The sequence below is a fragment of the Limnothrix sp. FACHB-881 genome (genome assembly GCF_014698135.1).
GTDB lineage: Bacteria > Cyanobacteriota > Cyanobacteriia > CACIAM-69d > CACIAM-69d > CACIAM-69d.
The window spans coordinates 23154-48857 of sequence record NZ_JACJSN010000025.1 but is presented as its reverse complement, the minus strand read 5'-3'; the positions used below and the strand labels follow the sequence as shown (position 1 = coordinate 48857).

At 56.8% G+C, this 25704-nt stretch carries 17 protein-coding genes; 10 read left to right on the top strand and 7 right to left on the bottom strand.

The window, feature by feature from the left end; genetic code table 11:
- Positions 1-164: 164 nt before the first annotated feature.
- Positions 165-908, bottom strand: a complete 744-nt coding sequence (locus tag H6G52_RS17265; RefSeq protein ID WP_347343090.1) for a phosphoadenylyl-sulfate reductase — start codon at positions 906-908, stop codon at positions 165-167.
- Positions 909-1376: 468 nt separating this feature from the next.
- On the opposite strand from H6G52_RS17265, the gene topA reads away from it, so the two are divergent.
- Both topA and H6G52_RS17255 read left to right on the top strand, forming a co-directional pair.
- Complete coding sequence (gene topA, locus H6G52_RS17260) at positions 1377-4172, top strand: type I DNA topoisomerase (protein WP_190529940.1); 2796 nt, start codon at positions 1377-1379, stop codon at positions 4170-4172.
- A gap of 39 nt (positions 4173-4211) precedes the next feature.
- Positions 4212-4577, top strand: a complete 366-nt coding sequence (locus tag H6G52_RS17255; protein WP_190529938.1) for an IS630 transposase-related protein — start codon at positions 4212-4214, stop codon at positions 4575-4577.
- 297 nt (positions 4578-4874) lie between these two features.
- Here H6G52_RS17255 and H6G52_RS17250 read toward each other — a convergent pair whose 3' ends face one another.
- Positions 4875-5981 (bottom strand): tetratricopeptide repeat protein, encoded by a 1107-nt coding sequence (locus H6G52_RS17250; protein ID WP_158234476.1) that lies wholly within the window; start codon positions 5979-5981, stop codon positions 4875-4877.
- A gap of 1069 nt (positions 5982-7050) precedes the next feature.
- On the opposite strand from H6G52_RS17250, the gene prfB reads away from it, so the two are divergent.
- Positions 7051-8176, top strand: a protein-coding gene (gene prfB, locus H6G52_RS17245; protein ID WP_143473080.1) for a peptide chain release factor 2 whose coding sequence is annotated in 2 segments (ribosomal slippage) — positions 7051-7125 and positions 7127-8176 — 1125 coding nt in all. Because the reading frame shifts where the segments join, the coding sequence is not laid out codon by codon here.
- An 88-nt stretch (positions 8177-8264) separates the two neighbouring features.
- Here prfB and H6G52_RS17240 read toward each other — a convergent pair.
- The 3 genes from H6G52_RS17240 to H6G52_RS17230 form a co-directional block, all read right to left on the bottom strand.
- Complete coding sequence (locus H6G52_RS17240; protein WP_190529936.1) at positions 8265-9179, bottom strand: branched-chain amino acid transaminase; 915 nt, start codon at positions 9177-9179, stop codon at positions 8265-8267.
- A gap of 100 nt (positions 9180-9279) precedes the next feature.
- A complete protein-coding gene (gene ychF / locus H6G52_RS17235) occupies positions 9280-10371 on the bottom strand; it encodes a redox-regulated ATPase YchF (protein WP_190354791.1) in 1092 nt (363 codons plus the stop codon).
- Between the two features lie 81 nt (positions 10372-10452).
- Positions 10453-11868: a hypothetical protein gene (locus tag H6G52_RS17230; protein WP_190529934.1), complete on the bottom strand. Its 1416-nt coding sequence runs from the start codon at positions 11866-11868 to the stop codon at positions 10453-10455.
- Positions 11869-12071: 203 nt separating this feature from the next.
- On the opposite strand from H6G52_RS17230, the gene cobA reads away from it, so the two are divergent.
- Entirely contained in the window at positions 12072-13754 is a 1683-nt protein-coding gene (gene cobA, locus H6G52_RS17225; RefSeq protein WP_190529932.1) for a uroporphyrinogen-III C-methyltransferase, read from the top strand.
- A gap of 150 nt (positions 13755-13904) precedes the next feature.
- Here cobA and H6G52_RS17220 read toward each other — a convergent pair whose 3' ends face one another.
- Positions 13905-15059 carry a hypothetical protein gene (locus H6G52_RS17220; protein WP_190529930.1) on the bottom strand — a complete coding sequence of 385 codons (1155 nt, stop codon included), beginning with the start codon at positions 15057-15059 and terminating at the stop codon, positions 13905-13907.
- Between the two features lie 459 nt (positions 15060-15518).
- Between H6G52_RS17220 and H6G52_RS17215 the strand changes: the two genes are divergently transcribed.
- Together H6G52_RS17215 and folB are read left to right on the top strand one after the other, a co-directional pair.
- A complete protein-coding gene (locus H6G52_RS17215) occupies positions 15519-15902 on the top strand; it encodes a histidine kinase (RefSeq protein ID WP_190354795.1) in 384 nt (127 codons plus the stop codon).
- A 192-nt stretch (positions 15903-16094) separates the two neighbouring features.
- Complete coding sequence (gene folB / locus H6G52_RS17210; protein ID WP_099534150.1) at positions 16095-16454, top strand: dihydroneopterin aldolase; 360 nt, start codon at positions 16095-16097, stop codon at positions 16452-16454.
- 102 nt (positions 16455-16556) lie between these two features.
- Here the strand turns inward: folB and H6G52_RS17205 are convergent, their stop codons facing one another.
- Positions 16557-17279, bottom strand: coding sequence for a DUF4079 domain-containing protein (locus H6G52_RS17205; protein ID WP_190529928.1), 723 nt, complete (start codon positions 17277-17279; stop codon positions 16557-16559).
- 534 nt (positions 17280-17813) lie between these two features.
- Here H6G52_RS17205 and H6G52_RS17200 point away from each other — a divergent pair.
- The 4 genes from H6G52_RS17200 (at position 17814) to H6G52_RS17185 (ending at position 25683) form a co-directional block, all read left to right on the top strand.
- The gene (locus H6G52_RS17200) at positions 17814-20213 is read left to right on the top strand and encodes a glycosyltransferase (protein ID WP_190529926.1); all 2400 of its coding nucleotides are present in this window, start codon (positions 17814-17816) and stop codon (positions 20211-20213) included.
- 305 nt (positions 20214-20518) lie between these two features.
- On the top strand, positions 20519-21055 hold the full coding sequence (locus H6G52_RS17195; protein WP_242026470.1) for a pentapeptide repeat-containing protein: 537 nt from the start codon (positions 20519-20521) through the stop codon (positions 21053-21055).
- 380 nt (positions 21056-21435) lie between these two features.
- A complete protein-coding gene (locus tag H6G52_RS17190; protein WP_099534125.1) occupies positions 21436-22824 on the top strand; it encodes a hypothetical protein in 1389 nt (462 codons plus the stop codon).
- Positions 22825-22974: 150 nt separating this feature from the next.
- Positions 22975-25683 (top strand): DEAD/DEAH box helicase, encoded by a 2709-nt coding sequence (locus H6G52_RS17185; RefSeq protein WP_370567737.1) that lies wholly within the window; start codon positions 22975-22977, stop codon positions 25681-25683.
- Positions 25684-25704: the final 21 nt, after the last annotated feature.

Genomic DNA, 25704 nt, shown 5'->3' with positions numbered 1-25704 from the left:
CTAATTCACACCAACCAATTAACGTCAACCAGCGCCAATCAACGAAAACCAACGAAAACTTAACCAATTAGATCAGGGGCTTAAGCTATGGAACAAGGGGCTTAAGCCCCTTGTCTGTTATGGTTTCATCCGTTTTGGTTGCGCTGATCGTTGGAGCTACTAGCCTACTTTTGCTCGTTCAAGTTCACCGCATGGAGACCGCATTCTTTTTTGCCCGCATCTTCCCACCACCAACGACCTTCCCGCTCATGTTGGTTGGGCAATACGGGCCGGGTGCAAGGTTCACAACCAATGCTGATAAAGCCCTTTTCATGAAGTGCGTTATAGGGCACTTCGTAGGCGCGAATGTACATCCAAACATCGCTGGAAGACCAATTAGCCAGCGGATTAAACTTCACCAATTGATGGTCGGGTGTGGAAAATCCACCATCCACTTGCACGATCGGGACACTATCCCGAGTGGCAGGATTTTGATCTTTCCGTTGACCCGTAATCCAAGCATCCAGAGTGGTTAATTTACGGCGCAGGGGGGCAACCTTACGGATACCACAGCACTCTTTATGGCCATCTTCATAGAAGCTAAATAGCCCCTTGGCGTTCACCAATGCTTCCACGGCCGCTGCATCGGGAAACATCACATCGATCGAGATGTTGTAGCGTTGACGAACGCGATCGAGCAGTTGATAGGTTTCCGCATGTAACCGCCCCGTGTCCAGGGTAAAAACTTTAAAGGGCTTGCCCAATCGATGGGCCATATCAATCAAAACCACATCCTCAGCGCCGCTGAAGGAAATGGCCAGATTGTCATACAAACTCAGGGCCCGATCGAGAATTTTTTGGGGGCTTTCATTCTCTAATTCCTGAGCCAAACTGTTAATGTCAATGGCGGGGGCAGCTAAGGATGTCACGGTTGGTGTTCTCCCTTGGATCGTGATGAAAATTGAGCGCAATTGAGCGGGAAGCGAACGGCGAGGCAATCCCACCCCAATTTGCTGAAATGCTGAAGTCCAAGGGATCCATTCTATGATGGCGACGACCATTCAGGGATTCAGGGTTGGCGTTGCGGCCTGCTCCGAAGGGGATCCACTGTCGATCGTGAGCAAACGGCCGTCTGTTGGCAAAAGCCGGGTCAATGGCAGCGCCCATGCATCCAAGCCGACCAATCTTGTCACCGAAGCGATCGCGACTTGACATTTCCCGAAATTTCTTCCACTCTGTCCAATTAGTCTTTACGGCTAGTCTTTGCAGCCACTTCGATCGCCCGTTTTGTCCCGATCGCGTCGTCCGCCTCAGCCTGTGACCGCGATCGCACTGTCATCTATCCAAGTTTCGATCTATCTATATATTAGGAATACTGGGTCAGCCCTCCGCCATCCATGACAACCCTTGTTATTGTCGAGTCCCCGACCAAAGCGAAAACCATTCGTAACTTTCTGCCGTCTGGCTATCAGGTAACGGCTTCGATGGGTCATATTCGCGACTTGCCCCAATCGGCAAGTGAGATTCCGGCGGCGGTTAAGGGCGAACAGTGGGCCCAATTAGGGGTCAACATTGAAAAGAACTTTGAACCCCTTTACGTCATTCCCAAGGACAAAAAAAAGGTCGTTAAAGAGTTACAAGACTCTTTGAAGCTGGCCGATGAATTGGTCTTGGCCACTGACGAAGACCGGGAAGGGGAAAGCATTAGCTGGCATTTATTGCAGGTTTTGAAACCGAAAGTGCCCGTGAAACGAATGGTCTTCCATGAAATTACGGAAGAGGCCATTCGATCGGCCATTCAAAACTGTCGCCAGGTGAACGATAACCTCGTTCATGCCCAAGAAACCCGCCGAATTCTCGATCGCTTGGTGGGTTACACCCTATCGCCTTTGCTGTGGAAAAAAATCGCGGCGGGCCTGTCGGCAGGGCGGGTGCAGTCTGTGGCGGTGCGGATGTTGGTGATTCGGGAACGGGCCCGGCGAGCGTTCAAAACCGGAACCTATTGGGACTTGAAGGCGGCGTTGATCAGCTTGGACGATCGCCCCTTTGAAGCCAAGTTGGTGGCCCTGGACGGCAAAAAATTGGCCACGGGGGCGGATTTTGACGAAGCCACCGGGCAAATTGCGGCGGGCAAAAAGGTTGTTTTGCTCAACGAAGAGCAGGCCCAAACCCTGCGCGATCGCCTGCGATCGGGCGATTGGACGGTGGCGGACATTGAGGAGCGACCCAACACCCGCAAGCCATCGCCTCCCTTCACCACCTCCACCTTGCAACAGGAGGCGAACCGCAAACTGCGGCTCTCGGCCCGGGACACCATGCGCACGGCTCAAAGTCTCTACGAGCAGGGCTATATCACCTATATGCGAACCGACTCGGTACACCTGTCTCAACAGGCGATCGAGGCGGCCCGTGCTTGCGTGACGGAACTCTACGGCGCGAATTACCTGAGTCCCCAACCGCGTCAATATGCCACCAAGGCCAAGGGGGCCCAAGAAGCCCACGAAGCAATCCGCCCGGCCGGCAGCACGTTCCGCACGCCGCAACAAACGGGTCTCAGCGGACGGGAACTGCAACTCTACGATTTGATCTGGAAAAGAACAGTGGCCTGCCAAATGGCCGACGCGCGCCAAACCTTCGTTTCGGCCCAAATTCGGGTGGAAAACGCTGAGTTTCGGGCCAGCGGCAAGCGGATTGACTTTCCCGGCTTTTTCCGAGCCTATGTGGAAGGGTCAGACGATCCCGATGCGGCGATCGAGGATCGGGAAGTGCTGTTGCCGCCCCTGACCAAGGGCGATCGGGTCAATTGCCAAGACCTGGAGGCCCTGCGCCACGACACCCAACCCCCCGCCCGCTACACGGAAGCGGCCTTGGTGAAAATGCTGGAAAACGAAGGCATCGGCCGCCCCAGCACCTACGCCAGCATCATCGGCACGATCGTCGATCGGGGCTATGCCCAACAGCTCGGCAATGCCCTGGTTCCCACCTTTACGGCCTTTGCGGTGACGGGGCTTCTGGAAAATCATTTTCCTGACCTGGTGGACTTTGGGTTCACGGCCCAAATGGAACGCACCCTGGACGAAATTTCCACGGGCAAAACCTCTTGGCTGCCCTATCTGCGTCAGTTCTACTTGGGCGATGGGGGGCTGGATACGCAGGTGAAGGTGCGCGAAAGCGCGATCGACCCGGCCGAAGCCCGCACGATCGTTTTGGAAGATTTGAACGCCGATATTCGGATTGGGCGTTACGGAGCCTATGTGGAAGTCGTGGACGACCAGGGCGCAACGATCAAAGCCTCCCTGCCCAAGGATTTGACCCCGGCTGATCTAGACGCGGAGCAAATTGCCGCCCTGATTCGCCAAAAGACCGAAGGCCCCGCCTCGATCGGCAACCATCCCGAAACCGGCGAATCCATTTACGTGCTGACGGGAGCCTATGGGCCCTACGTGCAGTTGGGCGAAGTAACTGACGAAAATCCCAAACCCAAACGCACCTCCTTGCCCCGAGGCGTGACCCCCGAAAACCTGACCCTTGAGCTGGCTTTGGGTCTGCTCTCTTTGCCGCGCTTGTTGGGGCAGCACCCGGAGACCAGCCGCCCCGTCAAAGCCAGCCTTGGGCGTTTTGGCCCCTACATTGTTCACGACATGGGCAAGGACGGGGGCCAAGATTACCGATCGCTCAAGGCCGATGATGATGTCACCACCATCACCCTGGAACGGGCCCTGGAGCTATTGGCCCAACCGAAGGCCAGCCGTAGCCGCAAACAGAAAACCCCGCTTCGCGAGTTGGGCCCCCACCCGGACGACAACGAACCGGTGAACCTGTATCAGGGGCCCTATGGCATCTATGTCCAACATGGCAAGGTGAATGCGGGCTTGGCAGAAGGGCAAACCGTGGAGAGCCTGACCTTGGCGGAGGCGTTGGAATTGTTGGCGGCCAAAGCAGGTAGCAAGAAGAAGACTGCCCGTAAGACTGCGAGCAAAACCACGGGTAAAACCACGAAAACCGCTAGCAAGACGACGGGTAAAACCACCAGCAAAACCACCAAGGCCAAAACCGCAGACGCAGAAGCGGCCTCAGAAGCAGCTCCCAAAACCACTCGCACCCGCAAAGCCAAAACCACTGAGGACAAGGCCCCAGAAGGCGAAACCACCCGATCGACCCGATCGAGTAGCACTCGCCGCAAGGCTTCCTAAATCGTGCTTTGTAGTATATTCAATTAGGAATGAGACAGCATGACCTACAGCAAAGACCTCAGACAACGAGTCTTGGCTGCGGTTGCGCAGGGAATGCCTCCCACAACCGCTAGTCGTACCTTCCAGGTGAGTCGAGCCACTCTGTACCGCTGGTTAGAGAATCCAACCCCCAAGCCCCTACCCAAGATTCGGACTCGCAAACTCGATTCCAAAAAGCTCCTCGACCATGTGCGACGTTACCCTGATGCCCGCCTGCGAGACCGAGCTGCTGAATTTGGGGTTTGTCCCAGTGCGATCAGCTATCGACTCAAGCAACTGAAGGTGACTTGTAAAAAAAACAGCTTCGCTATCGACAACGCTGCCTGCACCAACGCCAGTTCTATCTCCGTCAGTTGCGGGCGCTGAAACAGGCCGGCTGGTCGATTGTCTACTGCGACGAAAGCGGATTTGAGCCAGATGCCCCTTGTTTGTGCGGCTGGGTTTGTACGGCTGGTCACCCCGAGGGGTTCCCGTCTATGGAGAGCGGAGTGGCAAGCGCCGTCCAAGAGAAAATCTGCTGGCGGCCCGGAACTGATCGGTTTGAAGAACAAAGCCATCAGGGGGCCAGGCGATTTGACGACAGACCCTAGTCCCCTGGTCACGATGATTGAGGGCATGAAAAATCAACCGTTTTCGCTTGATTCCGAGAAACGACGATCGACCCTAGCTCTTCGCCTCATCACTCAGCATCCCGATCGTGGTTTCCACCGCACTGCTATCCACCTCCGAGTCATCGGGCGAGTGACCCACCAGCGCCTCCCGCTGCCGAGCATACTCATTGGCTTTGGCATAATTTCCCAACGAGTAGTAGGCCACTCGCAAACTCGCTAGCGCCTGTAATTCCACATCCAAGTCAGGAATCAGGCGCGAAACGGTCAACCGTTGCTGGTAATACTCGATCGCCGTGCCATAGTCAGCCTGGGCATCGTAGGCCACACCCAACGCTCCTAGGGTTTGCTCTTCACCTCGCAAATCCTTGAGGGCCCGCGTCACCGTTAGCCGCTGCTTGCAGTAATTAATGGCCTGTTGCATATTGCCCAGATGCCGACAGGCGCTCGCCAAACTGCGTAAAACCTGGTTCGCCGTTGCATAGTCATCATTGGCGTAGGACAGCCGCAGCAGTTGGTCATAATATTCCACCGCGCTGATGTAGTCGCCGCAGGCATAGTAACTATTGCCCAAATTCTTGAGCACTTGCCGCTCGGCTTCCCGATCGCCCACCTGTCGCACTGCATCCAGGCTTTGGCGCTGATAAACGATCGCGTTGGGATAATCCCCGGCGGCTTTGTAGGTCAAACCTAAATTATTCAGGATGGCAATTTGGCTATCTAGCTCCCCCATATCTCGGGCGATCGCCAGGGCCTCCTGTTGATACACAATGGCGCGATCGAACTGGCCCAAGTGACGGCAAGCATTGCCCCAATGGGCTAAGGCGTGGGTTTGGCCTTGCCAATTGCCATGGGCCCGGGTGGTGGCCAGCCAGCGACGCGCACAGTCCAGGGCTTGCTCGTACTGATGGCGGGCATAGTAGCCCAAAAACAGACCGTTATAGGCCCGTTCCTCGCGATGGTGATCCTTCACCGAGATCGCCAAGGTCAACAACGCCTCAAATAACTGTTCTGCCTGATTGAACTGCCGTTCTCGATAGGCCTCAAAACCGTCATGGAGCAGCTTGGCCATGGTGGTTTCCGCTTCTCGCAAGTCGGCATTGGTCGTGATTGTTTCATCCGAATCCATATCGTCCCCAGAGTCTCCGGCAGGATTCGACATAGGCGATGTCGAGAAATGACGGTTAGCAAACCAACCACGATCTTGGATTTGCACTTCCATATCTCTCAAGTTCCCGATCGCCTCGTTAGGAATAACCGCTCGGTCGTTACCCTTGAACCATTAATCAGCCCACCCATTAGGCCATATCAGGAGCAAGTTTGACCAACGCCCACTGATGATTCCTAAACGGTTTCATTATACGTTGGGTCAGAAAAGTGCGTTTGCAAGCTCCTAGGAGCGATCGCGCACCAACCACACTGAATTGCAACTTTGAACTTGTCACTGTCTCCCGAGAGGATGTCTGAAAAGCCAGAATTGAGACGATCCTTGCCCTGCCGATCAACGAAATCAGAGGTTTAAGCCCCTTACCCTCGTCCTCATCGGGATTCGGCAAGTCCCTAAGGGCGCTGTTCAGACATCCTCTAAGATTTGGCGATCAAATCTGCCACCTTTCTGAAGCATGGAACTCAAAAAGATCGCCATTCAGAAACAAACCCATTTGGGCAGATAGCTTATCAGAAACACCCAAGCACCCCACAGGGGATGAAACCCATCAGTGAGCGATCGCTCGGTGGTTATAGAGTCCCTGCAATCGGTCGCGGCGCAGCATCAATTTTGGAGATCATCTCCTCTGAAACGGCCACGACCCAGCTTTATTGTGCCCACAGCTCGCCTAGAACTTACAGGGGCGGCTCGATTGTCGCTACAGCACAGCCCAGAACGGTCGATCGCAATTCGATCGCAATTCCACTTCCGCATCAGCAAAAGCAGGCAGGCAGAATGCCACAGGATTGCTATAGTCTTTAGGCTGTGACCTTGCCAACTGTTTACTGATCCTATTTGCTAATCGCCCTTTGCCGATCGTGCTAATGACAGCGGCCTGCAAAGACATGCAAAACAAGATGTGTAAGCACGAACAAAGACCGATCCAAGGCCGATCTAAGGCCGATCCAAGACCAACGAAAATGCACAAACCTGTACGAAAATGTACAGAAATGAGTAGCGCAAATCCCAGCGCTTAGCTCGTTTCATTACCTTGTTTCATCGCCTTAATTGCTAATTTGACCCTATGCTTGATGCCTCAGACCTGAAACGCCAAATTGATTTGCTGTGCGATCGCCTGGGCAACGCTCAGGACTGTCTTTGACCAAGCTGCCTTGAACGCCAAAGTGGCCGACTTGGAAAACCTAGCCGCCCAGCCAGACTTTTGGGACGACCAAAGCCAGGCCCAGCAAGTTTTGCAAGATTTAAATGATGCCAAGGGAGATCTACAACAGATCGATCGCTGGCAAAACACCCTCAACGACAGCCGCGCCGCCCTGGAGCTACTGGAATTAGAACCCGATGATGGTCTCCTCCAGGAAGCCTTCACCTCCTTAAATCAATTGGCGGCGGAACTGGATGCCTGGGAACTGCAACGCTTATTATCTGGCCCCTACGACAGCAAAGGAGCCGTTTTAAGCATTAACGCCGGGGCGGGGGGAACCGATGCCCAAGATTGGGCCGAGCAGTTGATGCGGATGTATACCCGCTGGGCAGAAAAACAACAATATAAAGTAGCGATCAGCGAGCTTTCTGAAGGTGACGAAGCGGGGATTAAATCCGTCACCTTAGAAATTCAAGGTCGCTACGCCTATGGCTATTTGCGATCGGAAAAGGGTACCCATCGTCTCGTGCGAATTTCGCCCTTTAATGCCAATGGCAAGCGCCAAACTAGCTTTGCGGGTGTGGAAGTGATGCCAATTTTGGATCATTCCATTCAACTGGATATCCCAGACAAAGATTTAGAAATTACCACTTCGCGGGCCGGCGGCAAAGGCGGCCAGAACGTGAACAAAGTGGAAACGGCCGTGCGGATTACCCACTTACCCACGGGGTTGGCCGTGCGTTGCACCGAGGAGCGATCGCAACTGCAAAACAAAGAAAAAGCGATGGTTCTGTTGAAGGCCAAACTGTTGGTGATTGCCCAAGAACAGCGGGCCAAAGAAATCGCGGATATTCGCGGCGACATGGTGGAAGCGGCCTGGGGAACCCAAATCCGTAACTATGTGTTTCACCCCTATCAGTTGGTGAAAGACCTACGCACGGAATTAGAAACCACCGATATTCAGTCGGTGATGAATGGTGATTTGGGGCAATTTATCGAAAGCTATTTGCGCCAAGAAAGCCAAGCTGCTGATGCTGTTGGCTTATAGTCCAGTGGTTTATAGTCGAGATTCCAGGTAGGGGCGTACGGCCGTACGCCCTTACGAGATTGACCAATTCTGTCGAGATTGTGGGAAATTACAGCGCGATTTTGTGAACCCAATCGGCGTAGGCCGGTTCGCGATTTTCGACGATCGCCGTGAGGGTGTCTCGCAACAGATTGGTGACGGGGCGATCGCTCCCCAATGTGTAGTTTTCGATCTTGCTCACCGGGGCGATTTTAGCCGCCGTGCCGCTGAGGAACACCTCATCTGCAATGAACAATTCGGTTTTATCCACCGGGCGAATTTCGATCGGAATGCCCCGATCGCGGGCGATCGTCAAAATGCTGTCGCGGGTGATCCCTTCCAGGATGTCTTGCTCAAAACCAGGTGTAATCAACGTGCCATTGCGCACCAAAAACACGTTCATCCCCGAGGCTTCGCTCACCTTGCCTTGGGAATTCATCATGATTGCCTCATCAAAACCCGACTCCACCGCTTCGGTTTTGGCTAGGGATGAGGTGATGTAAGCACCCGCGATTTTGCCGCGCAACGGCAGGCTGCGATCTTCTTGGCGCACCCAGGAGCTAATCCGGCAAGCCACCCCTTCTTGGGACAGGTAATCGCCCATTTCCAAACCGTAGATAAAGAAGCTCTTTTCAACGCTGTGCAAACGGGGCGCAATCCCTAAGTCAGAGGTGTAAACAAAGGGGCGGATATAAAACGATTTGGTCGGTTTGTTTTGGCGGACAAATTCTTCGATCGCCCAAAGAATTTTGTCGGCGGGCAAATCATAATGCAGGAATTTGGCACTTTGGCTGAGGCGCTTGCTGTGGCGATCGAGCCGGAACAGCAAAATCGTGTTCGGATCCGCCGGGTCAGGAATCCCGCGCAACCCGCCAAAGGCCCCCGTGCCGTAGTGCAGCGCGTGGGTTGCGATCGACAGGTTGGCATTCTCGAAGGGAATAAATTCGCCTTTGTAGTAGGCGATCGGCATGAAATTTTGGTGCATGGCGGGTTGCTGCGGAATTGCGATTCGATGGGATCAAACGGGCCAAATAACCGGGCGACCGGCGGGCAAGATGCCCGCGCTACGGTGATTCGGGGCAGGGCTAGACGTTAAATCTAAACAGCATAACATCGCCCTCTTGCACCACATATTCTTTGCCTTCACTGCGGACGAGGCCCTTTTCTTTGGCGGAGGAAAGCGAGCCGGTCGCCACCAAATCCGCGTAGGCCACGGTTTCGGCGCGAATGAAGCCTCGCTCAAAGTCCGAGTGAATCACGCCAGCCGCTTGGGGGGCCGTCATGCCCGCGTGGATCGTCCAGGCGCGGGTTTCCTTTTCGCCGGAAGTGAAGTAGGTGCGCAAGCCTAACAGGTCGTAGGTGGCGCGAATTAGGGACTTCAGCCCCCCTTCGGTCACGCCCAATGAATCGAGGAAGTCCGCCCGTTCTTCATCGGATAGTTCAATCAGTTCCGCTTCCACTTGGGCGGAAATAATCACCGTTTGGGCGTTTTCGGTCTTGGCCAGCTCCCGCACCTGCTCCACCCATGGGTTGCCGGTGGCCAGGTCATCTTCCGAAACGTTGGTGGCGTAGATCATCCGCTTGCGGGTCAGCAGGCCCAAGGTGGCGATCAGGGGTTCCTCTTCTTCGGTCAGGCTGACTTGGCGGGCGGGGCGACCATCTTCAAGGACGGCCAGGATCTTTTCGAGCACGACCAACTCCGCTTGGGCCTCTTTGTTGGCGCGGGCTTGCTTGCGGACGCGATCGGCTCGGCGCTCCACCTGGGCCAAGTCCGAGAGGATCAACTCCAGATTGATGATTTCAATGTCGCGGATCGGGTCGATCGAGCCGGACACGTGGATGATGTCGTCATTCTCAAAACAGCGCACCACATGGACGATCGCATCCACTTCCCGAATGTTGGCCAAAAACTGGTTCCCCAGCCCTTCGCCCTTGCTGGCTCCCTTCACCAGGCCGGCAATGTCCACAAATTCCACGCGCGTGGGGACGATTTGCTTGGACTTGGCCAAATCACTCAGCACTTGCAACCGTTCATCGGGCACGGAAACCACGCCGACGTTGGGTTCAATGGTGCAGAAGGGAAAGTTGGCGGCTTCCGCTTTGGCGTTGGCAACCAGGGCATTAAACAGGGTGGACTTGCCCACGTTGGGCAGTCCGACGATTCCGGCTCGGAGCATGGGTCGATCGGGCGGGGTGGCTGGGACTGAATTGCAGTCTACTAGCTTATCGGAAATGGGGGCGGCCGGCTGGCCGTGGCCCTAACGCGGGACGGTGGCAACCTGGGCTAACCAGCGATCGATCCGTTGATCCCACTCCACGGACTGGCCCGGCTGGGAGCGATACCAGGCGATCGCCGCCGGACGACCTTGCCGCGCGGCCAGGGTGGTGGCTTTCCAAAACATCACAGAGGCTTGGTTTGGGGCAAATTGCAGCACCAAATTAACCTGTCGCTCCAGTTTTTCCCCTTCAGCGGAACGCAACCACCACACCACCGTTGCCTGATCCCCCAGGGAGGCTTGTGCAAAGCGATCGAGTGCCCGTTGCCAACGGCTGTCGCCTAGGTCGGCCAAAATCTGGCTGGGGATATCTTTTTGGGGTGAGTCGGCTCGCACCCGGGCCAGATCCGCATGGTAGCGCAGGGCATCGTATTGGGCCTGTACCCGATCGTCCCAAACCAGCGATCGATTCACCAGCCGATCGCGCAGGGGCTGCAATTTGGTTAAGGCCGGCGACCAAAGTTCCAGCTTGACCAGCTTCAGGGCCTCTTGGTATTGGGCTAAGTCGGTTAAATCGGTCGATCGCAGCAACGGTTCCGTCAGCACGATCGGTTCCAAGGAAACGGGATCCGGCGCAAACCCGGAGGGGATCGCTCGGTAAATTGCCAAGTCCGGTGCATCGGTGGCCGATTGATCGACAATTAATTCCGGTTCCCGATTGCCGGTGATCGATTCCCAAACGGGCGATCGATCCTTGGGGCTGCTCCACTGGCCTTGGACGCTCAGGTGGCCCGGTCGCCCCAAACGGCTAATGTTCAAATGCACAATCACGCCGTAGCGAAGTTGCTGGTTCGATCGGGGCAACTGTCCGCTCACCGTTAACCAACCGCCGCCCGCTGGGCCGCCCTTCAGGCCTTGCACCGCCATGAGCGGCAAGGGATCCGTGGAACCGCTGGTGGCCACGCCGGCCTTGACCAAAGGAGCCAGCACCAAGGATTCCGGCGGCCCCTCCAAGTCGAGCGTCGTAGTGAGCCGATAGGCCAAGGGGCGATCGCCCTGGGGTTCCGGGTTCGGGGCCTGGTAGGCCCGCAACTGGACGATCGGCCAACATTGGGGCCCCGCCGTGCAGTTGGGTTGCTGTTGCCGCACGGTGGCCACCAACCATTGACGACCCAGCGGCACAATTTCCCCCATCCGTTGGTTGCCCTTGGTCAATTCCGCCCGCAGTTGGGCCACGGTTTTCAGGTCGCGGGGCGTGATGCCTCCGGTGGCGGGCAACCATTGATCCAACCAAGCAGCCGCCTCGGGATCAACAATTGAGCGAACTCCCACCGCAAAGCCCGTCGTTACCAGGGCGATCGCCCCGCCCAGGGTCAACAGCGCCGCCACAGACAGGGACAGGGAAGCCGCCCGTTTCCAGGGTGCAGAGGGCGAAACTGTGTGGCGAACTTTGGCCATAACCAAGACCGGGGATGCAGCAGGTTGAATCAATCTAACCGATCGATTCACTCCATCGATCGCTCAAAAGGTATCTCAACCCGGATCGGTGGGGCGATCGGTTGGGCTAATCGGCGGGAGGCAGTGGTGCAGCCCTGGGGGTCGGCGGCCTCGGGCCGCAGATATGCGAAGTTGGAAATAACCGTTGCGTATAGGAGCCAACCATGGCCACCGCCTCGCCCAACCCGATCGACCCGTCCGTTGTGAACCCGCCCGTGGCCTTGGTGGGAGCCGGGCCCGGCCATGGGGCCTATCTCACCTTGCAAGCGGCTCAGGTGCTGCGCCAAGCGGAGGTGTTGGTGCATGATGCCCTAGTCGATCGGGCGCTGCTGGACTGGATTCCCGCCACCTGTGAACGAATCGACGTGGGCAAACGGGGCGGCCAGCCCTCCCCCAGTCAACCGGAGATCGATCGCTTGCTGGTGGCGCAGTGGCGATCGGGAAAGCGGGTGGTGCGTCTCAAGGCGGGCGATCCCTTTGTGTTTGGGCGTGCCAGCAGCGAAATCCAAGCCCTGCAAGCAGCGGGGGCAACCTTTGAACTGATTCCCGGTCTGTCCAGTGCCCTGGCGGGGCCGCTGCTGGCGGGCATTCCCCTCACCGATGCGGTGCTGAGTCGTTGCTTCGCGGTGGCCAGTGCCCATGAACCCGATGAGTTGCACTGGGAAGCCCTGGCCCAACTGGAAACCCTCGTGTTTTTGATGGCGGGCCGATCGCTCCCAGAAATTACCCGCCAACTGATTCGCCACGGTCGATCGTCCGTCACTCCCGTGGCCGTCATTCGCGCCGCCGCCACTCCCCAGCAACAGGTTTGGACGGGCACGCTGGAATCGATCGCCCTGCAAACGGAGCGCATTTCCCTCTCGCCGGCCGTGGTGGTGGTGGGGGAAGTGGTGCGACTGCGGGATTTTCTGGCTCCTTGGGGCCAAGGGTTTGTGCTACCCCAACTGCCTGAGCTGCTTGAGTTGGGGCCAGCCGAGGCGATCGACCCGGTGGATCATTCTTCCTTGGTTCAACCGTTAATGGTTCAACCCTCGATGCCCAAACCCTCGATCGCCCAACCCTTAGCGGGCAAAACCGTGCTCGTGACCCGATCGCTCAACCAGGCAGGCAGCTTCACCGGCCGGCTTCAGGCCGCCGGGGCCCAAGTGCTGGAAGTGCCCGCCCTGGAAATTGGCCCGCCCAGCACCTGGGAACCGCTCGATCGGGCCATTGCTGACCTCCAACGTTGTCATTGGCTAATTTTGACCTCCACCAACGGTGTCGAGGCATTTTTTAGCCGCCTCCAGGCCGCTGGCAAAGACAGCCGCGCCCTGGCCCATTGCAAAGTGGCCGTGGTGGGTCAAAAAACCGCCCAATGTCTTCAGCAGTTCGGCATCGTGCCGGATTTCATCCCCCCGGATTTCATCGCCGATGCGCTGGTGAGCCATTTTCCCGAATCCCTGCGCGATCGCACCGTGCTGTTTCCGCGCGTGGAAACCGGCGGGCGCGATGTGCTGGTCAAAGAACTCAGCGACCAAGGAGCCACCCTCTGGGAAGTGCCCGCCTACGAGTCCCGTTGTCCGGCAGCCCTCACCCCCGAGGCGATCGCCCTGCTGCGGGCCAAGCGGGTGGATGCCATCACCTTTGCCAGCTCCAAAACCGTCAAAAACTTCCTGATCCTGCTGCAACGGGCAGGCTTTGAAATTGATCAGGTGGCCGGGGCTTGCTTAGCCTCGATCGGGCCGCAAACCTCCCAAACTTGCCGTGATCTGTTCGATCGTGTCGATGCGGAAGCGCGGGAATATACCCTCGATGGATTGGCGGAAGCGTTAGAAACTTGGGCGATCGCGCAACAATCGACCCCCTAGCGCCAGCCGCCCAATCCCCAAGCCCAAGATTGACAGGCTCCAAATCAATTCCCCCCACCCAAGCGACCCAGGAAGGATCGTTAGGCAGGGGGAATTTGTTGCGCTGATTCTGAATTGAAGCTGATTCTGAATCGAAATCAGCCCGCCATGCTACTGCGGTGCTGCCTGGGCATTGGCCCGGGCGATCGCCGCGTTTTGGGCATATTGCGGGGCCCGATTTTGAGCAATGGAAGCATTCGGGCTGTCGGCCGGCACTTTCTGCATCAGAGCCGAAGCCGCCTGCCACTCTGCCGCCACCGTTGTCCATTCCGCCTTGGTCTTGGCCGTTTGGGCTAACTTGGCCGCGCTGGTGGCCTTGCGCACCGCTTCCGCAAAATCCGGATTCGGTTGATTAGCTGCAGGCGAAGCGGCCGGAGCGGGGCTGGCCGCCGGAGCCTCAGCGGCCGGGCTGGCCGGAGCGGGGCTGGCGGGAACCGCTGCCGGAGCTTCAGCGGCGGGGGACTCGGCCGCCGGGGCCGGACTGGCCGGCGCAGGGCTAGCAGCGGGCGCTTCCGCCGGGGCCGGGCTGGCGGCGGGAGATTCGGCCGCCGGGGCCGGACTGGTCGCCGGAGCCTCAGTGCCATCGGCCGTAATCGCCGGTTCCGCTGATTCTGGGGTGACGGGTGGCAAATAAACTTGCACTTCCGGCGGCAAACTGGCCACCACCTCGTTGAGATGCCCTTTGGTGTAGAGGTAATACAACCCGCCCCCAATGGCAATCAGCCCCAGCAGCAACCCAATCAGGCCGCCGCCACCGCCCTTTTTGGTAGGCTTGGCCGGCTCGGAACTGTCTTCTGACTCCAAGGATTCATCGTCATCCATGGGCAGTGAGTCATCTTCCATGCCGTACTGCGCGCCGTAGCCGCCGCCGTAGCTGTCGTCATCCGATAGCGCATCCATATCCACGGGAGGCGTGTTGGGTGCTTCGATTTGCGACATGCTCAGCGCATCGAGGCCGTAGGGTTCGTCGTCGTCGAGGGAAATCGAATCAGTCCAATCGGTTAGCAAGCTGCCCGGCTGCCGCCATTCCACGGCGATCGAGCGGAGACCCTTCACCCCCAACTGGAGCATCCCCTTACGGATGAAGGCCAGCAGTGCTTCGCGGTTGACAGGCTGGGAGCCTTCCAACACCACACGCAGCACATCGCCACCACTTTCGGCTTGGACGTTGATGCCTTTGGGTTCCAGCGATCGCCGCATCAAGGCAGCAATCGCCTCCGGGTCGCCTTGTTTGGCGCGTTCCAGTTGCGGGTTCGTCGTTGCCATCGAAAAAATCTAACGAGGTTAACTCTGCGTTCGCGCGACTTCAGCACCCCACGGACGATCGTGCCAACGGCCAGGGTGGCCCGACGAAAATCGGCGGCCGGTTGGACTGCATCGCACCGTTGCACCCTGTACGGTGGCTGGGGGCTGGGGCGAGGAACCCATTGGCTTCCAAGTCTAGGGGATTGTGGCGGCGGTCATGGTGTTACCGCAACGCTTAGTTATCTCCTAACCGGGTTGCCGGGCCCTTTCCTGAACGGTTTAGCCCAAGGGCCAAATTCAGGAAAGGAGGCTAGGGGCCTTCTTCGGTCATAAGCTTCAGCCAACATCCACGGGGCGATCGGGGCTGGGGCGGTCTCGCAGACTATCCTACTCAAAATTTTTCGAGATGAAGACGGTTTTGATGGTTTGATGGATGTGTCGCAAGCATTTGGGTCTTTTCACCAGTCTTTGGGCGCGGTTATGGGTACGGCGTGTCACATTCTTGTTGAGGGCAATTCCGCAGTTGTCTATTCCAGTCGGAATGGTCAACCTCAAAAGGTTTTGCCGGTTTTGGAGCCATTTCTAGACAAGTTTTGGCAGGAACGGGAAATTTCAGGCGAGTCGATCGACACTCCCGGTTGCCTGTTGGCACAAATCGTAGTGCGGTTTGGGTTTGAAAGCGCCGAAGATGATTTTTCCAACTTGCGGGTGGGGCCGTTGTTTGATGCCACGGTGCAATATCTTTACCAAGTGATGGGCGATCGCTCAGTGACAGTGTGGGTGCCAACGGATGCCTACCGAGCGGATCCCGGCCTGGGGTTATCAGCCTGTCAGCGGTTGGAACCCAGCACCCTCAGCAACTAAGTTTCCGCCACTCAACGCAGTGACTCAACGCAGTTCTAGGCAGGTCTAGATAGGTCTAGGCAAGGGGCGAAGTCATGGCCCCTGGTGTCTCCGTGCCGTAAGCATCGGAGCTGCGGAAATTTGAAACTGCCAACAATGCCGCTTAATCGCTGCTGAATTGAAATGGTAGGGAGAAAAAACTTGGCTCAGAGTTTGGATCGGATCTATATCTCGCAAGTGCGATGCTACGGTTACACGGGACTTTTACCAGAAGAAAAAGTTCTGGGGCAATGGTTTGAAGTGGATGCGACGCTGGATATTGATTTGGCTCCATCGGGCCAGAGCGATCGCATTGAAGATACGTTGGACTACCGCGCAGCGATCGAGCATATCCGCCAAACCGTTTCCCAATCCAAGGTGGATTTGATTGAACGGGTGGCCCAAAACATTGCTGATGGGCTGTTGACCCTGAAGGGGGTGGAACGGGTGGTGGTGCGGGTAACGAAGCCAGCCGCACCGATTCCAGAATTTGCAGGCACAATTGCAGTGGAAATTACCCGATCGCGTGGCTAATTCCTTATGGTTAATTCGGTTGCAGTCGATTTGGCTACAGTCGATTGGGTTGTAGCCAATATCTGACCTTGGCTCGATCGCTTGGACGATCACCCTCACAAACTATGGAGCTGGCGGGGCAGGCGCTTGGCAGGTTTGAGTCTCAGCATTGCAGCCACCATAAACAAAGCTCTTCTGCCAACTGAGGGGCAATTCCAACAAATCCCTTGCGCCAGTAAATCCCAGACCTAAGAACAGCAACAGGGCAACCACATTGGCCACAATATGGGCTTTGCGCCAGGTCTTGTTGCGGTAAATTTCCGGCAAAATTGCCAGGGCAAAAATCATTAATAGGCCAGCCAGGGTTCCATAGTAAAAATGGGAAACCCACCATTCATGATCGCGGCGATAGATTCCTTCTTGGGCTGCAATGATGGTTAGACCCATGCCGGACAGGGTGGCAAATGTGGCTCGCCACTGTTTGCTGCTGGAGCGATATAAACAAATTAATGAGCCGATCGTTACGCCAAAAAATGCTAATTGGGTTGCCAATAGCCCACCCTTTTGGCTCCAATTAGCCGCATCCAACAGGTTGGTTTTGTCTGCAAATAAAATGTAGGCAAATGCAACCAAAATAATGCCAACAATCGATCCCGTCAGCCAGCGCCCAATCTCCACGTGTTCGAGGCCAACGCTGGGCGGGATCTTTGATTTTTGACCGGCGGCGCTGGCAAGCCGACGTTGGCGAACCTGCCAAGCGGCCCGCGACACAATGCCAATCATTGGGAAGACAAGGACAACGGCTAGCCCTGGATGCAAAATCCCCAAAATGTCTACGGCTGTCATGGGTCTCTCTAGGTATTCGGGCTGATTGAAGGATGCTCAAGCACGATCGAGGAAGTCCGATTTTGGGCGGCTTTTAGATCGCCTTTAGGTGGCCGATCCAAGCACTGATTCAAGCCCCGCAACCCCTGATCAAAATTCTGATCAGAATATAGCTTGATCGCCCCGATGCCGTTGGTGAATTGTGATGGATTGGGGCGATCGCCGTTGTAACCCCATCTTTCAACCCTGTTGAAGATGGCGATCGCCCTTGCTGATAGCGACCATTAGTGCCCGTTATTTTGTAAAGATATTTTTACAAAGAATTGTTACTCTGGCAGAGGGAGTGATGAACGACGCATCTTGCTCGATCGGGGGTCACCGCCGAATCAATCCGGAGTCCATAGGCTGGAATGGCTGAGTGAGCGTGGACTTGGGAATGAGCATGGCAGAGGCGACCAAGTGACCAGCGATCGAGTCAGATCCGATCGAGTCCTGACGGTGACATGAAATAGCGAAACGGAATGGCGTTTTGACGGTTGTAACGATTCTGAACCTATGACTCTTTCTTGGTTACGTCGTACCTCGCCGGCCCGGGCGCATGGTTCAAAACCACGGCGATTGACGGGGCGTTGGCTGGGCATTTTGGCTGGGGCGATCGGACTAATGCTGCTGTTGGCGGAATCCCTGGCTCGTTGCACTGGCCTAACGGAATTTGCCCAGTCGTCTTTGATGTTGCCCCTTTGGGGGTTGGAACTGTTGGGACAAACGCCCGACCAGCCCGAATATCGCAGTTGGTTAGTGGCGATGGTGGTGGGGTTGGTGGCGACGGTGGCCCTCGTACCTCGCTGGCGACGAATGCCCAGCCAACGATCGCGCGCCTTGGTGGTGGCGATCGTGGGTGCTTTGACCCTGCGCTACATCGTTTGGCGGGTCACCATGACGCTGAATTTCAGCACGGTGGCCGATGGGCTGGCCAGTGGCTTGCTGTTGGTTTGTGAAATTGCCCTTTGGGTGAATAGTGGTTTGGATTTGGCGCTGATGTTGCGATCGGGCGATCGCCGGGCCGAAGCGGCCCGAGCCGCCGCGTTGGTCGCCACGGGCTATCAACCCACCGTGGATATTTGGATCCCCACCTATGGCGAGCCGGTGGACGTGTTGCGCCGCACGGTCATTGGCTGCCAAGCGCTGAACTACGGCCCCAAGCAAATCTATTCATTAGATGACGGACGGCGGCCTGAAGTGCGTGACCTGGCCCAAACCCTGGGCTGTCATTACCTGACGCGGGCGAATAACACCCATGCCAAGGCCGGTAATTTAAACCATGCCTTGGGTTGCACCCAGGGGGAATTAATCGTTTGTTTTGATGCGGACTTTGTACCCACTCGCAACTTTTTGCAACGAACGGTTGGGTTTTTCCATGATCCCTCGGTGGGTCTGGTGCAAACTCGCCAGCATTTCTTTAACCCAGATCCGATCGTTTATAACCTGGGGCTGGGCGATCGCTTCACCACAAACCGTGACGTGTTCAGCCGCTATATCCAATCGGTGCGGGACGGTGTGGGCGCAAGCATTTGCTATGGCTCGTCCTTTGTGGTGCGTCGCAGTGCCCTAGAGCAGGTGGGCGGCTTTGTCACCAGCAGTCTTTGCGAAGACTACTTCACGGGAATTGCCTTGATGTCCAGTGGCTACCAAATTCGCTACTTGAATGAGGCCTTGAGTGCGGGGCTGTCGCCTGAGAGCATGTCGGCTTACATTGCCCAACAGCAGCGCTGGGCAGCGGGAACCATGCAGGGCTTTTTCATTCCGGAAAATCCGCTGACCATTCGGGGGCTGACGTTGGTGCAGCGGTTGCACTATGCCCAAGGTTGGTTTTACTGGGGCTTGTCGCTCATTCGGCTGTTGTTTTTGATGGCTCCGTTGCCGATCGCCCTGCTGGGCATTTCGCCAATGCAGGCGGATGTGATGGAGTGGTTACTGTGGTTTTTGCCGCTTTACGTGGCCCATTTGGCCACCTGCAATTGGTTAAACCGGCGATCGTGTTCGGCCACCTTGGGCGATGTCTATGCGATTGTGAATTGCTTCCCGATCGCCCTCACGGTGTTGCACACGCTTTGGCGGCCCTTTGGCCGCGCCTTTCGGGTCACTCCCAAGGGCATTGCCCGCGATCGGGCGGTGTTCAACCCCATGCCGGGGCTGCCGCTGCTTGGCATTTGGGGGTTGACGGCCATGGCTTGGGGCTGGTCTTTGGCGCAGGTGTTGGGGTGGTTGCCCTTGCCAGCGGGCCAAAGCGGCGGTGAGCTGAATTTGGCTTGGTTGACCTATAACTTGCTGTTGGTGGGGGCGGCGGTTTTGGCTTCCGTGGATGCTCCGAAGCCAAATCGGCATGAGTGGTTCCGGCGCGATCGCCCGGGGTTGCTGCAACTAGCCGATCGCCCCTGGCCCATGGGAGTGACGCTGCGTCTGGCTTCCGAATCGGGAGCCATTGTGGCCCTCACCCGGTCGCCCCAACCCACACCGAAATCGGGGATTGGGGCCCGTTGGGCAACGGTGCGCCGGATCCTGTTGGGAGAAGCGCAACCATCCCCAGTGACCCAGACCGCTTCGATGCTTGCGGATTGCTCGCCGCTGAGTATCACCCCCGAGAACCCGGAGCAGGGGCAATTACACCTCATCGATCGCGCCTTTGGTCAGCCCTTGGTTTTGCCGGTGCGATTGCTCCAGCAGCCCGATCGCGATCCCCAAACCGAGGAAGCGCTTTTGGAAGTGGCCTGGGAACCCCTGACCCCGACCCAACAGCGGCAACTGGTGGAATGGCTCTATTGCCAGCCGGGCCAGTGGCAGTCTCGGGAATCGCCCGGGGAGTTGGCTTCCTTGGGGTTACTGTTGCGATCGAGCCTGTGGGCTTACCGACGACAACGCGATCGCCGGGCCCGTGAGGCGATCGTGCTGCCCTAGGGGTAATCAACGGTGATGATTCTCAAAATTTCCTCAAGCATCACTCTCCAAGAATCATTCCCCAAGAGTCATTCCCCAAGAATTTTTTCCCTAAAGTCCTTCTTCGACAATTACCACCGAAAAAATCACCACTGGAAAAATCACCACCGACGGATCGGCTCGAAAAGGCTCATGGCAAAATGCCTATAGCCTCAAGCCGTTTCTCAAGCTGTCTTTCGGGGATCGCCGTCATGATCGTTTTTTCCCACCATTCTTCCCAACTCTCACGATCAGCTCGATCGATCCTGTCCTGCGGTTTTCTGTCTTTGGGTTTTTTGCCTCGTGGTTTCGGGTTTTCCCGACTACGGGCCGCCGTGGGGGCGATCGCGCTCACGGCCCTGCTAATGGTGAGTGGGCTGGGGATCGCTGCTCCCGCTTGGGCTGCCAGCTCTGCCGCCATCCGGGCCATTGACGATGCGGAAGTGAGCAACCGCAACTTCGCCGGCCAAAACCTGGAGCGGGCTGAATTTGCCAGCGAAAACCTGGAGCAAGCCGACTTCCATGGGGCCAACTTGCGAGGAGCCGTTTTCAATGGCAGCAATCTCAGCGGCGCAAATCTGCAAGGCGTGGATTTCAGCAACGGAATTGGCTACCTGAGCAATTTCAACGGCGCGGATTTAACCGATGCGGTGCTGTCCGATGCGATGTTGCTGCGATCGACCTTCAAAGGGGCCAAGGTACAGGGAGCCGATTTTACCTACGCAGCGCTCGATCGCCTGCAAGCGGCCCGGCTCTGTGAATATGCGGCCGGCACCAATCCCCAAACCGGCGCAGATACTCGAGAATCGCTAGAATGCCCTTAGGGCAAATATCATTGGTTTTCCCCGCCAATTTCCCCCAGCGCTGGCCCCAAAGCGTCACTTCTGACCGATCGACCTCATGGGTACTGGTGTCAAAAATCACGCCTAGACCCTATCCCATGCGCTATAAATGCCATTGAGAGGAATGTCGCTGGATGCCATTGACTGGATGCCATTGACTGGTGTTTAGCTCATCGGACAGAGCCAGACCGCTGGGCGGGGAGCCAAACAGCTCAAAAGTGATGATTCCGACCGCCTCGCTCAGAATGTCGGTTAAGATTCGGAAGATTCAACCTCAACCAACCTAGACATTGAGATTCCCAACCGCCAACGGTGGGGAGGCTGTCTAATCACCATCAGGCAAACCTATCGGGGGCAACGCGATGAGCCGAGAACGCGATCGAGAAGAATGCCTTGAGAAGCTTGTGTGGGCGACTCAGGCATCGGGGCTGTCGATTGATCGGGCCCCGCTCGATAAGATTGCCGCCACGATCGTGCAAACCATGACCGGCCCGTGGCGCTATTTCCACACGCCGGAGCACATCTTTGAAGTGGGGGGCCATGAAGACCCGATCGAGGTGCTCTCGGCCCTGTTCCATGACTTGGTTTATGTTCAGGTCGATCGCAGCGTTAACTTCAACCTCAGTTACTTCATCACCCCCTTTGTGCGCGAAGAGGGAGAAGCTTTAATTATTCGCGATCAATCGGAACTGCTGGAAAAAGACCAAACCTTTGCGTTGGTCACCGATATTTTTGGCTTTGAACCGGGGCAAACCCTCTCTCCCTATGCCGGGATGAATGAGTATCTCAGTGCCCTGGCTGCCGGCAAAATTTTAGAAGACTATGCCCCCGCTGCCCTGATTGCCCAAATCACCGCCTGCATTGAGGGAACGATTCCATTTCGGCCCAAGAGTGCCGAGGGGTTCAGTAACTGTGATGTTCTGTATCAGCGCCTGAACTCGGTCAATGAAAAATATGATTTGGGGCTAGATGAGGCGTTAATTGAAAAAACCGTCAAGCGATCGGTGCGCTTGGCCAATCGGGATGTGGGCAGCTTTGCCAACCCCAGCGCCGCTCGGTTTTTGGACAACACCTGGAGCCTGCTGCCGGAAACCAACCACAATCTGAAGTTTTCCACCTCTTACACGGTCTATCAATACCGAGTTGCCCTCCAAAAAATGGAAGGCTTCATGAATTCTCTGCAACCGGAGCGCATTTTTCATCAGTTCCGCGATGAGCCAGATGATGCCACCTTTAATGCGCTGGTGGAACAGGCCCGCAGCAACTTGGAAATTGGTCGCCTTTATCTGGGCACAAAGCTATTTACGATCGCCTTTCTAGAGGCTCTGTCCATGCGCTTTGGCAAGGATATTCCCCTGTCAATGTTGATGGGTGAAATGCCGAGCGAAGGGTTTAACGTTTCCTCCTTGGCGGACTTTTTGCCCGCGCTGGATCATGTTTATTATCCCCGCAACACCATTGAAGAGGAGGTGTTGACCCTGGTGGAAGTGGGCCGGTTGCAGGATTTTGACTATGACATCAAAAACTCGCCCCTCACGACCTACATGGTGAAGGCCATGGGCTATGACGAAATGTCACGACTGCGCGATCGGGGCAAGGCCTTCTTTGCCGGTGAACTATCCGCCGAAGCCTTCATTGCGGAATGTCCCCAAAAGATCGTGGCGGACGTGACGGAGGGACTGGGCAAGCTTTTTGACAGCCGCAAGTCTGCCCTCAGTGGTCACAAGTTAGTGGCCGAAGTGCCTGCCTAGGAATGACCATTGAGCCGGTTGGGGGATGGGGGCGTGGTGGCACGGGTTTTCCAATTCGCTCTACTATTGAAGACGGTTCTAGCCTGTGCATCACCCATCCAACAGGTTAGGGTCGATCGCCCCTTCACCCCGTTTGAGTAACTGCCGCGCGTGACTGTTTCCCCCATTTCGCCCCAGGCCGGCTCAGTTTCGATCGCTCAAGGGCCGCCTCCTGCTGATGTTTTTGCCTTTGACCTCGATCGCTTTCAATTGGAAGCGATCGAGGCGTTGAATGCCAACAAGTCCGTGGTGGTTTGTGCCCCCACCGGTTCCGGCAAAACCCTGGTGGGTGAATATGCGATCTATCGCGCCCTCAGCCAAGGCAAACGGGTGTTTTACACCACGCCTCTCAAGGCCCTTTCCAATCAGAAATTCCGCGACTTTAAAGAGCAATTTGGCGAAGATCAAGCGGGGTTATTGACCGGGGATGTGTCCATTAACCGCGATGCCCCCGTGGTGGTGATGACCACGGAGATTTTTCGCAACATGCTCTATGGCACCCCGATCGGGCAAATCGGCACTTCCATGACCGATGTGCAAACGGTGGTGCTCGATGAATGCCACTACATGAACGACTCCCAGCGGGGAACCGTTTGGGAAGAGTCGATCATCTATTGCCCCTTTGAAATTCAATTGGTGGCCCTGTCGGCCACCGTGGCCAACAGCCAACAGCTCACGGATTGGCTGAATTATGTCCATGGGCCCACAGAGTTAATTTATTCCGACTTCCGCCCAGTGCCCTTGCGGTTCAGTTTTGGCAACTACAAAGGGCTGTTTCCGCTGCTGGATGACGAAGGCAAACGGCTGCACCCTCAGTTCAAGTCAGAGCGCCGGAACCGTCGCAAGCCCCGTGACCAGGTGAAGCGGGATCTGCGGGCCGAAACGCCGGATATTCCTTTTGTGTTGGCCCAACTCCAGCAGCGGGACATGCTCCCGGCCATTTATTTCATCTTCAGCCGCCGAGGGTGCGATCGTGCCGTGGCCAATGCGGCCGGCCTCTCCTTGGTGTCCGATCGCGAAGCCGCGCTGCTGAAAACCCGCATCGATAGTTTCTTGGTCAAAAATCCCGGCGCGGCCCGCGATGGCCAACTGGCCGCCCTCTATCGGGGGATTGCTGCTCACCATGCGGGAATTTTGCCCGCCTGGAAAAGCCTTGTTGAAGAGCTGTTCCAGGACGGCCTGATTAAGGTGGTGTTTGCCACGGAAACCCTGGCCGCCGGCATCAACATGCCCGCCCGCACCACGGTAATTTCCAGCCTGTCTAAGCGAACCGATCGGGGACATCGCCTGTTAAACGCCTCCGAGTTTTTGCAAATGGCTGGCCGAGCCGGTCGCCGGGGCAAAGACATTCAAGGCTATGTGGTGACCCTGCAAACGCCCTTTGAAGGAGCCAAGGAAGCGGCCCACCTGGCCACCTCCCAACCGGATCCCCTCGTTAGCCAGTTCACCCCCACCTATGGCATGGTGCTGAACCTGCTGCAAACCCACTCCCTAGAGGAAGCACGCAGCCTGGTGGAACGCAGCTTTGGCCAATATCTCTCCACCATTCATCTGATTCCCTACCAAGAGGAAGTGGAGGAACTGGCGACCGAGCTGGAGCAACTGCAAGCCCAAACGGCCGAGGTGGACTTGGCCCAAGTGGCCCAATACGAAAAGCTCAACCAGCGCCTCAAGGCCGAAGAACGGTTGTTGCGAACCTTGCAAGAACAAGCGGAGGTGGTGCGCGGCAAGGACTTGGCTCCCGCTTTGCAATTTGCCGTGGCGGGGACTGTCCTGGCTCTTAAGGGGCCGTCAATGCCGGTGAAGGAACCTTTGCCAGCGGTGTTGGTGCTGAAGGTGGCTGGCTCCGGGCGATTCCCCTATCTGGTTTGTTTGGGGATTGACAATGCTTGGCATGTGGTGAAAACCGAGGATGTGGCGGGCCTTTACGGTGAATTTCCGCGCATTTCAGCGGTCGATCGCCTGGAACCCCCGGTGGCTTTGCCCCTGCGACCTGGCCAGCACCTGGCCGGCGACGAAGAAACCCTGGCCATCATCCATCGAATTCCTGTGCTGCCCGATCCGGAGGATGCGCCGGAAGTGATTGAGCAGCGAGAACGGGTGGAAGCGGTGGCGGCCCAATTGGAAGAACATCCCGTTTCCCAATGGACTAATCGCAAGTACCTGTTCAAGGCGTTGCACAACTTGGATGCGTTGGCGGCCACTCTGGCGGAAAAACGCGGCCAGTTGGGGCGCATGTCTGAGCGCTATTGGCAGGAGTTCGTGAATTTGATTGAAATCCTGCAATATTTCGAGTGTTTGGACGAAAACCACAAGCCCACGGAATTGGGCCAGGCGATCGCCACGTTGCGCGGGGAAAATGAACTGTGGTTGGGGTTGGCTCTGATGTCTGGCGAGTTCGATCGCCTGGAGCCGCCCCAACTGGCCGCTGCCTGTGCTGCCCTGCTGATTGAAGAACCCCGCCCGGACACTTGGACGGACGCACTCCCCACGGATGGCGTGTTGGCCACCCTGGAAGATCTGAGCGATCAGCGGCGAGAACTGTTCAAGATTCAGCGGCGCTATCGGGTAATGTTGCCGATTTTGCTGGAAGACGAGCTGATCGGTTTGGTGGAGCAGTGGGCCTTGGGGGCGGAGTGGTCGGACTTGTCGGCCCGCACCAGCTTGGATGATGGGGATGTGGTGCGGATGGTGCGCCGAACGCTGGATTTGCTCTCCCAGGTGATTCATGTGCCCTATTTGGCGGGAGACTTGAAGGATCGGGCCAGCGAAGCGCGGGCCCTGCTCGATCGCTTCCCGGTTTCGGAAACGGTCGATTAAATCCTTGCGGGGTGGGGTCTG